General features: G+C 57.0%; 8 protein-coding genes, 1 tRNA gene and 3 rRNA genes. 9 read left to right on the top strand and 3 right to left on the bottom strand.

Annotated features, from left to right (window positions below; all coding sequences use genetic code 11):
* Nucleotides 1-25: 25 nt before the first annotated feature.
* Complete coding sequence (locus tag DCC27_RS07230; RefSeq protein WP_110110838.1) at nucleotides 26-2,134, top strand: alpha-1,4-glucan--maltose-1-phosphate maltosyltransferase; 2,109 nt, start codon at nucleotides 26-28, stop codon at nucleotides 2,132-2,134.
* A complete protein-coding gene (gene glgB, locus DCC27_RS07225; RefSeq protein ID WP_110110812.1) occupies nucleotides 2,131-4,377 on the top strand; it encodes a 1,4-alpha-glucan branching protein GlgB in 2,247 nt (748 codons plus the stop codon). The genes DCC27_RS07230 and glgB overlap by 4 nt, the downstream gene beginning before the upstream one ends.
* A gap of 241 nt (nucleotides 4,378-4,618) precedes the next feature.
* Here the strand turns inward: glgB and DCC27_RS12100 are convergent, their stop codons facing one another.
* Complete coding sequence (locus DCC27_RS12100) at nucleotides 4,619-4,840, bottom strand: hypothetical protein (RefSeq protein ID WP_148707521.1); 222 nt, start codon at nucleotides 4,838-4,840, stop codon at nucleotides 4,619-4,621.
* Nucleotides 4,841-4,853: 13 nt separating this feature from the next.
* Here DCC27_RS12100 and DCC27_RS07220 point away from each other — a divergent pair.
* From DCC27_RS07220 to DCC27_RS07195, 6 genes are all read left to right on the top strand, one after another.
* Nucleotides 4,854-6,377: ribosomal RNA gene (locus tag DCC27_RS07220) — 16S ribosomal RNA — on the top strand.
* 631 nt (nucleotides 6,378-7,008) lie between these two features.
* A 23S ribosomal RNA gene (locus DCC27_RS07215) occupies nucleotides 7,009-10,106 on the top strand.
* Between the two features lie 325 nt (nucleotides 10,107-10,431).
* Nucleotides 10,432-10,548: ribosomal RNA gene (gene rrf / locus DCC27_RS07210) — 5S ribosomal RNA — on the top strand.
* The 16S, 23S and 5S rRNA genes sit together here, the layout of an rRNA operon.
* 370 nt (nucleotides 10,549-10,918) lie before the next feature.
* Nucleotides 10,919-11,182 (top strand): GlsB/YeaQ/YmgE family stress response membrane protein, encoded by a 264-nt coding sequence (locus DCC27_RS07205; protein ID WP_110110785.1) that lies wholly within the window; start codon nucleotides 10,919-10,921, stop codon nucleotides 11,180-11,182.
* A gap of 108 nt (nucleotides 11,183-11,290) precedes the next feature.
* The gene (locus DCC27_RS07200) at nucleotides 11,291-11,638 is read left to right on the top strand and encodes a GNAT family N-acetyltransferase (protein WP_110101350.1); all 348 of its coding nucleotides are present in this window, start codon (nucleotides 11,291-11,293) and stop codon (nucleotides 11,636-11,638) included.
* Nucleotides 11,639-11,744: 106 nt separating this feature from the next.
* Nucleotides 11,745-11,821: transfer RNA gene (locus tag DCC27_RS07195), tRNA-Pro, on the top strand.
* A gap of 57 nt (nucleotides 11,822-11,878) precedes the next feature.
* On the opposite strand, the gene DCC27_RS07190 is transcribed toward DCC27_RS07195, so the two are convergent.
* Both DCC27_RS07190 and DCC27_RS07185 read right to left on the bottom strand, forming a co-directional pair.
* On the bottom strand, nucleotides 11,879-12,559 hold the full coding sequence (locus tag DCC27_RS07190) for an NADPH-dependent F420 reductase (RefSeq protein WP_110101351.1): 681 nt from the start codon (nucleotides 12,557-12,559) through the stop codon (nucleotides 11,879-11,881).
* Complete coding sequence (locus DCC27_RS07185; protein WP_110110786.1) at nucleotides 12,540-13,454, bottom strand: fumarylacetoacetate hydrolase family protein; 915 nt, start codon at nucleotides 13,452-13,454, stop codon at nucleotides 12,540-12,542. Before DCC27_RS07185 ends, DCC27_RS07190 begins: the two co-directional genes overlap by 20 nt.
* An 83-nt stretch (nucleotides 13,455-13,537) precedes the next feature.
* On the opposite strand from DCC27_RS07185, the gene DCC27_RS07180 reads away from it, so the two are divergent.
* Entirely contained in the window at nucleotides 13,538-14,914 is a 1,377-nt protein-coding gene (locus DCC27_RS07180; protein WP_110110787.1) for an aldo/keto reductase, read from the top strand.
* Nucleotides 14,915-14,921 lie beyond the last annotated feature (7 nt).

Below are 14,921 nucleotides of genomic sequence, written 5' to 3'. Positions count from 1 at the left end.
GACCCACGGTAGCGTAGAGACCGTGATGATTCCCCACCAGGTCAATCCCACCGCCGAGAGCGTGATCCCGAGCGTAACCCGGATCCCCGTCACCGACGTCAGCCCGGTGGTCGATCAGGGGCGTTACCCGGCAACTGCGGTGCTGGGAGAAGATATCCCAGTCAGCGCCACCGTTTTCCGGGAAGGCCACGACTCCTTGGGCGTCACCGTGGTGTTGCTGGATCCGGAGGGGAATGAAGTCCAGCGGGTCAGAATGCATCCCGGCGCCCCGGGAACTGACCGGTGGCACGCCAGGATCCGGCCCTCCGCACTCGGGCGGCACACCTTCGCGATCGAGTCCTACGCCGATGACTTTTTGACCTGGTACCGGGCCGCGGTGATCAAGGTTGATGCCGGGGTTGACGTGCAACTGATGTTGGACGAGGGCGTGCACCTGTTTGAACGCGTGCAACGGTCCCGCGCCGAACGCCAGAAGTTTACTCCGCAGGCTTGCGAGCTGTTCGCCGATGCTGTCACCGTGTTGCGGGATTCTTCGCTGAGCCCGCAACAACGACTGGAACAGATCAACACGGCCGAACTTCAGCAGGTGTTGGAAGATCAGCCGCTGCGTTCGTTCGTGGGAACCACCGGCGGGTATCCGCTAGATGTGCAACGCCCGGCCGCCGGTCAGGGGAGCTGGTACGAATTCTTCCCCCGCTCGGAGGGGGCCTATATCGACGAAGACACTGGACATTGGGTATCCGGAAGCTTCGCCACCGCCGAAAAGCGGCTGGCCGAGGTAGCCGAGATGGGGTTCACAGTGGTGTATTTGCCACCGATTCACCCGATTGGCACCACCCATCGCAAAGGTCCGAATAATACCCTCACCGCCGGTGAACATGACCCCGGTTCCCCGTGGGCCATCGGAAGCCCGCAGGGCGGCCACGATGCAATCCACCCTGATTTGGGGAAGAAGAAAGACTTCAAACGGTTCGTCAAAACCGCCCATAAACACCAGCTGGAAATCGCGTTGGATCTGGCCCTGCAATGTTCTCCTGACCACCCGTGGGTGGAAGAACACCCCGAATGGTTCACCACCCGGCTGGATGGCACGATCGCCTATGCGGAAAACCCTCCGAAAAAATATCAGGACATCTACCCGCTGAACTTCGATCACGACCCGCAGGGCCTTGCTGAAGAGATCCACCGGGTGGTGTTGCACTGGATCAAGCTCGGGGTGAAGATTTTCCGCGTCGATAACCCCCACACCAAGCCGTTGTGGTTCTGGGAGTGGCTGATCGCCACGGTCCGGAAGGACCACCCCGAGACGGTTTTCCTGGCCGAAGCCTTCACCCGTCCGGCCATGATGCACGCGCTAGGAAAGATCGGATTCCAGCAGTCCTATGGGTACTTCACCTGGCGTAATTCCCGCGACGAGATTGCCGGGTACCTGCACGAAATCTCCCACGACACCCCGGCGTTCTACCGCCCCAACTTCTTCGTCAACACCCCGGATATCCTGACCGAGTTCTTGCAGTCCGGACTGCGCTCGGCCTTTGCTATCCGGGCCACCCTGGCCGCTACTGCCAGTCCGTTGTGGGGCGTGTACTCCGGGTTTGAACTCTTCGAACACGTCCCGCGTCCGGGCGCGGAGGAATACATCGACAACGAAAAATATCAGTACCGTCCCCGGGATTTTCGCGGTGCCGAAGCCGCCGGAAACTCGCTGGCACCCTATCTGCGACACCTTAACGCCATTCGCGCCACCCACCCAGCACTAGGGCAGCTGCAGAACCTGCAGTTGCACTCCGCTGATACCCCGAACATTTTGGTCTACTCCAAGGTGCGCAACGCTACCCCGGCAGGCATCCACCGCGATCGAGACCTGGTCACCGACAGTCTCGGGCCGGAACACAGCGACAGTGTCGACCGGGTGATTGTCGTGCTGACCACCGACCCGGAACATGTTCAAGAAGCCACCATCACCCTGGACCGTGCGGCCCTGGAGTTGCCCGCAACCGGGGAGTTTCAGGTCAAGGACCTGATCACCGACGCGGTCTGGACCTGGTCCGATCAGAACTACATCCGGCTGGACCCCGGAATTCACGTGGCGCACATTCTCACCGTGTTGTCCCCTGAGGAAGAACAGTCGTGACCCACCAACCACTCAACCCCTCCGAACGTCGTACCGGCCCGGTCCCACTTGAGGTGCCGGCTGAGATCCTGCAGCTGGTCTCGGAAGCCCGTTACCACCAGCCACACCAAGTGTTGGGCGCTCACGCGGTACCCGGGGTACTCACCATCCGCGTGTTGCGCCCCTTTGCTCGATCGGTCACCGCGGTCACCGAGGAGGGGGAACGCATTGATCTGGTGCATGAGTTCGACGGGATTTGGGTCGGGGCTATCGCTCATGAGGACCCCAAAGATATTCCCGGCTATCGTCTGGTGATTAGCTACACCGATGACGAACATGACCAGTTCGAGATCGACGATCCCTACCGCCACTGGCCGACCGTGTCGAACGAGGATCTTGCAGCTTTCCACTCCGAGGAAGGGGTGGAAGATCTCTGGCGGATTCTCGGAGCCAGGATTCACCCCGAAACCGGTGGCACCTCCTTCACCGTGTGGGCCCCCAACGCCCGCGCGGTGCGGTTGATCGGCGACTTCAACCACTGGGACGGCCGACTCCACGCCATGCGCAGCCTGGGAGAATCCGGGATCTGGGAATTACTGATGCCCGAAGTCGGTCACGGCGCCCACTACAAGTTCCAGATCCTGGGCGCTCATGGTCAGTGGGTCGACAAAGCCGACCCCATGGCCCGCTGGACGGAAGTCCCCCCGGCCACCGCATCGCGGGTGTTCGATCCGAATCACCCGAAGGCCTACACCTTTACCGACCAGGACTGGATAACTCACCGGGCAACCCATAATGTCCACAACGGTCCCATCTCGATCTACGAGGTTCACGCCGGGTCCTGGTCCCCGGAAGTCATGCACGAGCAGACCAAAGTCAGCTACCGTACCCTGGCGGATCAACTCGTTGACTACGTGACCATCCACGGCTTCACCCATGTGGAATTCATGCCCCTGGCCGAGCACCCCTTCGGTGGGTCCTGGGGATATCAGGTCTCCGGATACTATGCCCCCACGTCACGCTACGGCACTCCCGATGACTTCAAATACCTGGTCGATCGACTCCACGGAGCCGGAATCGGAGTCCTGGTCGACTGGGTACCAGCCCATTTCCCCAAAGATCAGTGGGCACTGGCCCAATTCGACGGGGCACCACTGTACGAATACGAGGACCCGCGGTTAGGTGAGCACCCCGATTGGGGGACCAAGGTTTTTGATTTCGGACGTCAAGAAGTCCGCAACTTCCTGATTTCTAACGCCTTGTACTGGCTCGAAGAATTCCACGTCGACGGTCTGCGCGTCGACGCCGTTGCCTCCATGCTCTACCGCGACTATTCGCGCAATGATGGTGAATGGGTCCCCAATGTTTACGGTGGTAACTACAACCTCGAAGCGATTTCGTTACTACAGCGGGCCAACGAGTTGGCTTACCAGCGCAATCCCGGCATTGTCATGGTCGCCGAAGAGTCGACCGCCTTCACCGGAGTGACAGCCCCGACCTCCTGGGACGGACTCGGTTTCGGTAAGAAATGGAATATGGGGTGGATGCACGATACCCTCAACTACCTTGCCGAAGACCCGGTTAACCGTAGCTGGCACCACAACGAGATCACCTTCTCGATGGTTTATGCCTACTCGGAGAAATACATCTTGCCACTTTCCCATGACGAAGTCGTGCATGGCAAAGGCGCCCTGGTCAACAAGTTCCCTGGAACCCGACAACAACAACTGGCCACACTGCGCGCCTACTACGGCTTCATGTGGGCCCACCCCGGCAAGAAGCTATTGTTCATGGGTGGAGAATTTGCCACCGACCGTGAATGGTCCGAACATGCCGGGTTGAACTGGAGGCTGATCGAAAATCTCAGCCACCGTGGCGTCATGAACGAAATCGCCGACCTCAATCAGCTCTACCGTAAGACCCCGGCACTGTGGGAACTCGACGATGATCCGGAAGGGTTCTGGTGGATCGACGCGCACGCCGCAGAGAAAAACCTGGTGGCGTTCCTGCGCTGGGACCGTAACCAGCAACCGGTATTGTGCTTGACCAACTTCTCCGGCATTGAGCACCGAGACCACACCGTCGAGTTGCCGGTACCCGGAGTCTGGCACGAAATCTTCAACTCCAACGCCGTTGAATACGGTGGATACGGAGGAGGGAACCTGGGACAGGTCACCACGCACCCAAACGCAGAAAACCCCTCTAAGAATGAAGCGCAGATCACTATTCCCACATTGACGACCCTGTACCTCTCACCGCGCTAAAACCCTTGACATCGCGGGGAAGTACAAGGAGTTCACCCCGATTTTGCACTCACGCAAAAAGCGTGTAATGTTGTCACTCGTGCCCGGGAGATGTTCGGAAACGAAGATCGGTCGGCACAGATGAGAACGGGATACGAACCGGATCATCATCCACAAAAAACCTAATATTAGCTCGCACCAGAGCGCTTGTGATGTAGATCACGACGTATCAAGTTGACAAGCTGAGAGTGATGAGCATATATTAGTAAAGTTGCTTCGGACGGAAACGATAAAAATTCGCTAAAGTTCGAAAGTGAACGGTTGTTTGATAACTCGATAGTGTGCCAAGTTTGTTGATGCCAAATTTTTTTTGTTTGGTTGCCATGGCCTCTTTTTTGCCTCGTTGGTTTTGGGGTTGTGGTTTGGCCAGTGGTGGGTTTTTCCGGCCTGCCTTTTGATCGTTCTTTCTGGGGCGTGACTTCATTTTTGTTGTTCTTGTTTTGGAGAGTTTGATCCTGGCTCAGGATGAACGCTGGCGGCGTGCTTAACACATGCAAGTCGAACGATGAAGCTACAGCTTGCTGTGGTGGATTAGTGGCGAACGGGTGAGTATCACGTGAGTAACCTGCCCTTGACTCTGGGATAAGCCTGGGAAACTGGGTCTAATACTGGATATGACTTCTGACCGCATGGTTGGTTGTGGAAAGTTTTTGCGGTTTTGGATGGACTCGCGGCCTATCAGCTTGTTGGTGGGGTAATGGCCTACCAAGGCTTCGACGGGTAGCCGGCCTGAGAGGGTGACCGGCCACACTGGGACTGAGACACGGCCCAGACTCCTACGGGAGGCAGCAGTGGGGGATATTGCACAATGGGCGCAAGCCTGATGCAGCGACGTCGCGTGAGGGATGACGGCCTTCGGGTTGTAAACCTCTTTCAGCAGGGAAGAAGCTTTGGTGACGGTACCTGCAGAAGAAGCACCGGCTAACTACGTGCCAGCAGCCGCGGTAATACGTAGGGTGCGAGCGTTATCCGGAATTATTGGGCGTAAAGAGCTCGTAGGCGGTTTGTCGCGTCTGCTGTGAAAGCTCAGGGCTTAACTCTGAGTTTGCAGTGGGTACGGGCAGACTGGAGTGCAGTAGGGGAGATTGGAATTCCTGGTGTAGCGGTGGAATGCGCAGATATCAGGAGGAACACCGATGGCGAAGGCAGGTCTCTGGGCTGTTACTGACGCTGAGGAGCGAAAGCATGGGGAGCGAACAGGATTAGATACCCTGGTAGTCCATGCCGTAAACGTTGGGCACTAGGTGTGGGGGATATTTCCACGTTTTCCGCGCCGTAGCTAACGCATTAAGTGCCCCGCCTGGGGAGTACGGCCGCAAGGCTAAAACTCAAAGGAATTGACGGGGGCCCGCACAAGCGGCGGAGCATGCGGATTAATTCGATGCAACGCGAAGAACCTTACCAAGGCTTGACATACACCGGATCGTTCCAGAGATGGTTCTTCCCTTTTTGGGCTGGTGTACAGGTGGTGCATGGTTGTCGTCAGCTCGTGTCGTGAGATGTTGGGTTAAGTCCCGCAACGAGCGCAACCCTCGTTCTATGTTGCCAGCATTTGGTTGGGGACTCATAGGAGACTGCCGGGGTCAACTCGGAGGAAGGTGGGGATGACGTCAAATCATCATGCCCCTTATGTCTTGGGCTTCACGCATGCTACAATGGCCGGTACAGAGGGTTGCGATACTGTGAGGTTGAGCTAATCCCTTAAAGCTGGTCTCAGTTCGGATTGGGGTCTGCAACTCGACCCCATGAAGTCGGAGTCGCTAGTAATCGCAGATCAGCAATGCTGCGGTGAATACGTTCCCGGGCCTTGTACACACCGCCCGTCAAGTCACGAAAGTTGGTAACACCCGAAGCCGGTGGCCTAACCGTTGTGGGGGGAGCCGTCGAAGGTGGGACTGGCGATTGGGACTAAGTCGTAACAAGGTAGCCGTACCGGAAGGTGCGGCTGGATCACCTCCTTTCTAAGGAGAAAGTTTTTTTCTCAGTGTTTTTGTTGGTGCCCTGGTGTGGTGACTGATGCTGTTGTGGTGTTGGTGCCAGGGTGCTGTTTGGGTGGATCATCAATGAATCCCTGGTTGTGTGGGGGTCATGCTGTGGGCATGGCTGGTTGCTGCTATTAGTACTGTTCCGCGCCGCGTGTTGTGTGTGGTGTGGTTCGTGGAGTGTGGTGGTTGCTGGTGGTGTTCTGGTGTGTTTGGTGCACTGTTGGGTTATGGGGTAATTGTTCCCTGGTGGCCTGTCTGCTCTTGTTGTCATCGTGTTGGTGGTGATGGGGGTGGGTGGGGTGTTGTTGTGGTAATTGCATAGTGGACGTGAGCATCTATCATGACACTGCGGTTTTGTGGTGTTGTGGTTGTGCTGCAAAGAGCATGAGTTTGTGCTGCGATCATTGGCCTGTTGGGGTTGGTGGTTGTGGTGGTGTTTCTTTGTGGTTGCTTTAGTTGTTTGTTTTGTGTGTCCAGTCACCATCGCATGATGCTGGTTTGGTGTTGTGTGTGGTGTTGGTGTTGCTTGTTTTGTGGCTTACGTGTGGCGCCACCGGTTGCCCCCTGTGATTCCTTCGTTGTGTTGGGTTGTGGGGGTTGGTGGTGTTTGTAAGTTGTGAAGGGCGCATGGTGGATGCCTTGGTAATAGGAGCCGATGAAGGACGTGGGAATCTGCGATAAGCCTGGTGGAGTTGATAACCGAGCGTTGATGCCAGGATGTCCGAATGGGGTAACCCCGCGCATCGTGGTGGTGCGTGACCGCTGGTTGAATGTATAGGCCAGTTGGAGGGAACGTGGGGAAGTGAAACATCTCAGTACCTGCAGGAAGAGAAAATAATAATGATTCTGCTAGTAGTGGCGAGCGAACGTGGATGAGGCTAAACCTGGTGCGTGTGATACACGGTAGTGGTTGCGTGCTGGGGGTTGTGGGATGCGCTGTGCTGGTTCTACCGGGCTGGCGAGTGATGGTTGCGTGTATGCGAAGTAGTTTGGATGCTACACCGTAGTGGGTGAGAGTCCCGTAGTGGTAACGCGTTGGCCGGGCTTTGGTGTTTTCCCGAGTAGTACGGGGTTCGTGGAGTCCCGTGTGAATCTGCCAGGACCACCTGGTAAGTCTAAATACTTCCTATTGACCGATAGTGGATCAGTACCGTGAGGGAATGGTGAAAAGTACCCCGGGAGGGGAGTGAAAGAGTACCTGAAACCATGTGCTTACAATCCGTTCGAGCGTCCTGTGGGGTGTGAGAGCGTGCCTTTTGCAAAATGAGCCTGCGAGTCAGTGATGCGTGGCGAGGTTAACCCGTGTGGGGTAGTCGTAGCGAAAGCGAGTCTGAATAGGGCGGTGAGTCGCGTGTTCTGGACCCGAAGCGGAGTGATCTACCCATGGCCAGGTTGAAGCGTGTGTAAGAGCACGTGGAGGACCGGACCCACTTCAGTTGAAAATGGAGGGGATGAGCTGTGGGTAGGGGTGAAAGGCTAATCAAACTCCGTGATAGCTGGTTCTCCCCGAAATGCATTTAGGTGCAGCGTTGCGTGTTTCTTGCTGGTGGTAGAGCTACTGGTTGGCTGATGGGCCCGACAAGGTTACTGACGTCAGCCAAACTCCGAATGCTGGTGAGTGAGAGCGTGGCAGTGAGACTGTGGGGGATAAGCTTCATGGTCGAGAGGGAAACAGCCCAGATCATCGGTTAAGGCCCCTAAGCGTGTGCTAAGTGGAAAAGGATGTGAAGTTGCTGAGACAACCAGGAGGTTGGCTTAGAAGCAGCCACCCTTGAAAGAGTGCGTAATAGCCCACTGGTCAAGTGATTTTGCGCCGACAATGTAGCGGGGCTTAAGCATACCGCCGAAACTGTGACAAACCACCGTGTGGTGGGTTGGGTAGGGGAGCGTCGTGCGTGTGGTGAAGCAGTCGTGTGAACGGTTGTGGAGAGCGTGCGAGTGAGAATGCAGGCATGAGTAGCGATAGGAGGGTGAGAAACCCTTCCGCCGGATGACTAAGGGTTCCAGGGTCAAGTTCATCTTCCCTGGGTTAGTCGGGACCTAAGGCGAGGCCGACAGGCGTAGTCGATGGATAACGGGTTGATATTCCCGTACCAGTGGTAGACCGTCCCTGCTGAGCTGGTGATACTAACCACCCGAGCCTTCCTGGATCACCTTTCGGGGTGACGTGGTTGGTGAGCGTGGGACCTGAACTGGTGAGGCAAGCGTGTTAACAGGTGTGACGCAGGAAGGTAGCCGGGCCAGGCAGTGGAATGGTCCTGGTCTAAGCGTGTAGGATGCAGGGTTGGTAAATCCGCTCTGTGTGTGTCTGAGACGTGATGGGCTCCCACGTGGTGGGAGATCTGGTGATCCTATGCTGCCAAGAAAAGCATCGACGCGAGGTTGACATTGCCCGTACCCTAAACCGACTCAGGTAGTCAGGTAGAGAATACTAAGGCGATCGAGAGAATCATAGTTAAGGAACTCGGCAAAATGCCCCCGTAACTTCGGAAGAAGGGGGGCCTCGACCTTGACACCCACGTGCTGGGTGGAGGGGGTAGGGGCCGCAGAGACCAGGGGGAAGCGACTGTTTATCAAAAACACAGGTCCATGCGAAGTCGTAAGACGATGTATATGGACTGACTCCTGCCCGGTGCTGGAAGGTTAAGCGGAGCTATTAGCCCTTTGTGGGCGACGTGGTGAAGTTAAGCCCCAGTAAACGGCGGTGGTAACTATAACCATCCTAAGGTAGCGAAATTCCTTGTCGGGTAAGTTCCGACCTGCACGAATGGAGTAACGACTTCCCCGCTGTCTCAACTGTGAACTCGGTGAAATTGCAGTACGAGTAAAGATGCTCGTTACGCGCAGAAGGACGGAAAGACCCCGAGACCTTCACTATAGTTTGGTATTGGTGTTCGGTGTGGCTTGTGTAGAATAGGTGGGAGACTGTGAAGCTAGCACGCTAGTGGTAGTGGAGTCGTTGTGTGAAATACCACTCTGGTCATAGTGAATATCTAACTTCGGACCGTGATCCGGTTCAGGGACAGTGCCTGATGGGTAGTTTAACTGGGGCGGTTGCCTCCTAAATGGTAACGGAGGCGCCCAAAGGTTCCCTCAGCCTGGTTGGCAATCAGGTGTTGAGTGTAAGTGCACAAGGGAGCTTGACTGTGAGACTGGCAGGTCGAGCAGGAACGAAAGTTGGGACTAGTGATCCGGCGACTCGTTGTGGAACGGTCGTCGCTCAACGGATAAAAGGTACCTCGGGGATAACAGGCTTATCTTGCCCAAGAGTTCATATCGACGGCATGGTTTGGCACCTCGATGTCGGCTCGTCGCATCCTGGGGCTGGAGTTGGTCCCAAGGGTTGGGCTGTTCGCCCATTAAAGCGGTACGCGAGCTGGGTTCAGAACGTCGTGAGACAGTTCGGTCCCTATCCTCTGCGCGCGGTGGAGAATTGAGAAGGGCTGTCCTTAGTACGAGAGGACCGGGACGGACGAACCTCTGGTATGTCAGTTGTACCGCCAGGTGCATGGCTGATTGGCTACGTTCGGGATAGATAACCGCTGAAAGCATCTAAGCGGGAAGCTTGCTTCAAGATGAATTCTCCTGACACCCTTGTGGTGTGAGAGGTTCCCAGTAGATGACTGGGTTGATAGGCCGGGTGTGTAAGCACGGACTGACGACGTGTTGAGCTGACCGGTACTAATAGACCAAAGACTTACAAACACCCCCAACCAACCACAAACCACCCCTCGCCCGCCGGGGGTTGGTGGAGGATCGCGGGTCTGGGGCGTGAGATGGTAAGCCAGAGACAACACCACACCCTGACACAACACCACCCCAACCGGGAGTGGCCTGTCAGGGTGATCACGAGCAAACACTCACGGCACACACAAAAAGACACGACACCCAACGTGTTCTAGCCAGCACAACCATGCCAACGTCCACTATGGGATTACCCCAACAAACACCCCCGGTGTGAAACACACAGGCCCACACAATCGAAGACAAGGTTTCCCACCCCCACCCCCTGGGGGTTGGTGAGAAGAGTTACGGTGGTTATAGCGTAGGGGAAACGCCCGGTCCCATTCCGAACCCGGAAGCTAAGACCTACAGCGCCGATGGTACTGCACACGGGAGTGTGTGGGAGAGTAGGACACCGCCGGACAATCATTACACGGTCGGGGACGAACAGACCACACCGGTGACAACGACGCCACCGCCCAGGCTCTGTTCGTCCCCGACCACCATTTAACCCACCAAACACCACCCAGCTCATGCGCGGACTGTCGATCGGTTGCGATAGATCTGCTACGTATTCGCTTCGTCGAAATGTTTCCGCTGGTACTTGGGACGGGACTTGTGCTCGGGCACGAGGTTTTCATTCTGATTTGCTATTATTTGTTTCGCTGGGTAGATCTTGATTGTTGTGTGATCGTTCACGATGTAAAGCTCGGCGTGTCGACACTTTTCTGGCTGGGTATCCGTGCGTACCACGGACACTGTCTTGGGTAGGTTGACTGAAGGAAGGAACCACCATGAACTTCTTTGCTTTTCTCGTGCTTGGACTTTTGGCCGGCATCATCGCGAAGATGATTCTGGGACGACAACATGGCTGGTTCGCCACTCTGATTTTGGGTGCACTTGGGGCCATGGTCGGTGGCTGGCTCGGTAACCTCATCTTTGGTGTCGGGGTGAACGAATTCTGGTCGCTGTCCTCGTGGGTGCTGGCCGTTGGAGGCGCGGTGATCGTTCTGGCGATCTATGGAGCCGTGTCGGGCCGGAACAAAGTACAACGCTAAACTAGCTACGTGACCAGCAGAAAGAGGCTGCCCCACTGCGGGCAGTGGAAAGACCTGGACCCCTTACTCTGCTACGGTATAGCGCGTTTGCGATTCCAGGTTTTTGTCATGGAGCAAGGCGTGATCAGCGTCGAAGAATTAGACGGTCGAGATCTCGAGCCCGGCGCGGAGATGTGGTGGTTGCAGGACGGTGACGTCCCGATCAGCACGCTACGTGTGCTCCGTGAAGGGCCACAACGTATTGCCATTGGTCGGGTTGCTACCCATCGTGATTATCGCGGTCAAGGACTGGCTGGAGCTCTGGTGCAAGCAGCCGTGGCTGCTTATCCGGAAGATCAGATTGAGTTGCACGCGCAGGCGCATTTAGAAAACTGGTACACGTCGTTGGGTTTCCGCAGAGAGGGCGAAGTTTTCATTGAAGCAGAGATTCCGCACGTGATGATGCGACGTGGCTGAATCAACACAACGTGTCCATGTGTGAGCTACGAGACGTCTTTTGGATATTTCCGGTTGTGGGTTTATGATAGGTACTCGTGGCTGAAAGGCCACGGACTCAACCCACCGGGGTGTGGCGCAGTTTGGTAGCGCGCGTCGTTCGGGACGACGAGGTCGCAGGTTCAAATCCTGTCACCCCGACCACCTTTGAGCCCTTCGTGCATGGCACGGAGGGCTTTGGTATTTCTCCGATACGCTATTTTAGTCCTGGCGGGACCCTGGCAACAGATAGCGGAGCTCATCGATCATCACCTCAGCGTCCATCGGCCGGTTGAAGAGTTTTTCGCCCGGCTCGAGGACCCAGCCAGACGCGAGGTTTGGTAACGTGACCGGGGCGAACCCGAGTTGGTCGAGCATACCGGCAACCAGCGTGGCTACCTGCGGGACATCGGTGGCAAGTGCTGAGGCACGTCGTGGAGTGGCAGTGAACCGATCGGCGGCATCCAGGTCCCAATGCGAAATATGATTTAATGCCTTAACCACAGCCAGCGTGCTGGAGAAGTGCGCGGCAACAGCCTCGGAGGAGGAGAGCCCCTCAGATCGCAGTGCCTGCAGCCAGGCCGGCAATGGCTCCTCCTCCCACCGATTGGTGGCATCAACCAGCACCACTCCAGATAGGGTCTCAGGATCGACGTCGTCCAGATCTTCTTGGGGCACCATCAACACCACGAGGTCAACTTCGGCTGCAATCTCATCAGCCTCAACGGCATGAGCATGGGGAGCGTACTGGGCCAGATGGTACTTCAGAGCTCGCGGTGGCCGGGAAGCAGCAATATCAACCTCAAAACCGGCCTGGTGGGCGACCCGGGCCAGCGCGGTTCCGGCTCGACCTGCCCCAAGGATCCCGAAGCGAGTGACCGAGTCAGGACGAGACAATGTCATTATGCTGGACACCGAGTCCCTGAATGCGAGTTTCCACCTCATCACCGGGCACCAGCCACGGTCGGCGACCCTGGTCATTCTTCATCGCCAGTGCGACGCCACCCGGAGTCCCGGTCAGGATCAAATCACCGGGTGACAGCGTAATAATCTCGGAGAGGTAGCTGATCAAGTTTGCCGGGGTGAAGACCAGATCGCCCACGGAATCGTCTTGGCGCACCTCACCGTTGACCAGCGTGGTAATCCGGGCGTTGGGGTCAAACTCATCGGGGGTGACCAGCCAGGGGCCGATCGGGGTGGTAGCTTCAAAAAACTTGCCCTGTGTCCACTCCGAGGTGCGTCCCTGATAGCCACGCAATGAGAAATCATTGGAAATGGTGTAGCCGGCCACGTGATCTAGGGCCTGGTCTTCGGGGATGTTCCGACCCGGTGTCCCGATCACCACGCACAGTTCCCCTTCGTAGTCAAGCCGGTGGTCCACTGCGGGGATCGCAATGGATGCTTCTGCTGAGGTCAGTGTCTGGGAAAATTTCGTAAACACCGTGGGATAATCCGGAAGTTCCAGTCCTGTTTCCTTGATGTGGTTGCGGTAGTTCAGCCCAATGCAGAACACCTTTGCGGGGTAGGGGATCAGCGTGTCATAAGTAGCCTGACTGACATCGAGCAACTGGCGTGGATCCTTTGTCGTGGTCTCTAAGGCGCGTTCCGCCAGCTGCTGGCGGACCTCGGGCGGCTGAGTGACTAGCTGCCCCACATCTGTGAACTCGGGGATCTGGACTCCCAGAGTGGCGTGCTCGGTTCCCTGTGCGTCAGTTTCGGTTTCGGTAATCAAAGCGACGAAACTCGCACCGAGCTTATCGGTGGGCTCATCGGGGACACGGAAGGTCGCAAACTTCATATCCTCATACCACCACAGATTCCTTGACCACCACAATAGGCTTCCTCTCGTCTTCTGCCAGGTCAGAGCCTAGGGTGGTGGGTATGAGTAAGCAGGCCTCAATCATGCTGGGCACCATGGAATGGGACGACCCGGTGAGAGCGCGTGAGATCCTTTCCCGCTGGGTGCAAGCACACCAGCAACCGGGCTCTGCGGTGTTCGACCATCAGCTCTGGGTGGACACCGCGGATATTTATCGTCGGGGTCGTGCAGAGACAGCGCTGGGTTGGTTGTTGGTCGAACAACCCGAATGGCGCGAGCAGTTACAGGTGCAAACAAAAATTGGCGTCGTTGCCGGCACCGACGAAACCCCAACCTGCTATAACAACTCCGGCGACCACATCCGCGCCGGGCTGGAACGTTGCCTGCAACACCTCGGTGTGGACACCATTGACCGGGTGCTGATTCACCGTCCCGATCCACGGACTTCGTTGCGGGATACTGCTCTGGCCCTGGTCGGTGCACACCGACAGAAGATCACCCGGCAGGTGGGCGTTTCCAATTTTTCCGCGCCCCGGTTGGAGGCCTTCAACCAGGTGTTGGCCGAGGCTTCCCAGGGGACGTTAACGATTAGCGCTCACCAGGTGCAAGCCAGTCTGACCGTCCCCGACGTGCTGGGGGCAGTGATGGATCCCAACCGGTACCCCGGCTGGATGGGAGTGATCGAACACCGCGACACGCTGGGCATTGAGATTCAGGCCTACTCGCCCTTGTCGGGTGGCGCGGTCTTTCAGCGGGCCGGTGGGGCCCGTATCGCCGAGGAGCTCTCCGCACGAATAGAAGCGGTGGCAACCGGATGGCTGATGGCCGCCGGGCTGGTTCCGGTTGTTGACACCACCACGATTGACCGATTGGACGCATTGCTGGCGGCCGGGAGTGTGGCCTCAGCGATGAACTCATCAATAGCTGTGAACGGCGAGGTTGCCATAGGCGAGAATGGACATATGTACGAAACACTTGATTTACAGAGCGGGAACCTTCTGATCGGGCTGGGAGTCATCCTGGCGATTGCGGGGCTCGCCGTATCGGCTCATGCCGCCTGGCGGAAACGCCGTTACCGGGCTATCGACACCGGTAAGACCATGGCCTTTGAAGGCGCCGACGCCCGGGTGGAAGGTCCCGAGGGCCGGATCGATGCCCGCTTTGAAACCTGGGCGGGACTCGGGTTGGTGGTGATCGGCGCCGCGCTACTGATCTGGGGGCTGGTGACCAACGCGAATACCAACCGGGTCATCACCAACAACGTCACGACCAAATATCCCGAGGTCGTGGAAGTCGAACCCAACCGCTGGATCGGTTATGCCCTGGACGCCACGCTGGTCTATGAGGACGGTCGTGAAGAATCTGGAGTTCGGATCATCTTCGATGAGCACACCGGTGAACCCCATATCAGTGGCGAGACGGACGAGAATCAACAGTGAGGACACC

Origin of the sequence: Auritidibacter sp. NML130574 (assembly GCF_003185725.2) — a bacterium.
Classification (GTDB): domain Bacteria; phylum Actinomycetota; class Actinomycetes; order Actinomycetales; family Micrococcaceae; genus Auritidibacter; species Auritidibacter ignavus.
This window is presented reverse-complemented; position numbering and strand designations above follow the sequence as displayed.

Bases quoted from the DNA above. Each gene is read 5' to 3' on its own strand.
- DCC27_RS07230 (WP_110110838.1), top strand. From the start codon at position 26: ATGATTCCCCACCAGGTCAATCCCACCGCCGAGAGCGTGATCCCGAGC.
- DCC27_RS12100 (WP_148707521.1), bottom strand. From the start codon at position 4,840: ATGAAGTCACGCCCCAGAAAGAACGATCAAAAGGCAGGCCGGAAAAAC.
- DCC27_RS07205 (WP_110110785.1), top strand. From the start codon at position 10,919: ATGAACTTCTTTGCTTTTCTCGTGCTTGGACTTTTGGCCGGCATCATC.
- DCC27_RS07200 (WP_110101350.1), top strand. From the start codon at position 11,291: ATGGAGCAAGGCGTGATCAGCGTCGAAGAATTAGACGGTCGAGATCTC.
- DCC27_RS07190 (WP_110101351.1), bottom strand. From the start codon at position 12,559: ATGACATTGTCTCGTCCTGACTCGGTCACTCGCTTCGGGATCCTTGGG.
- DCC27_RS07185 (WP_110110786.1), bottom strand. From the start codon at position 13,454: ATGAAGTTTGCGACCTTCCGTGTCCCCGATGAGCCCACCGATAAGCTC.
- DCC27_RS07180 (WP_110110787.1), top strand. From the start codon at position 13,538: ATGAGTAAGCAGGCCTCAATCATGCTGGGCACCATGGAATGGGACGAC.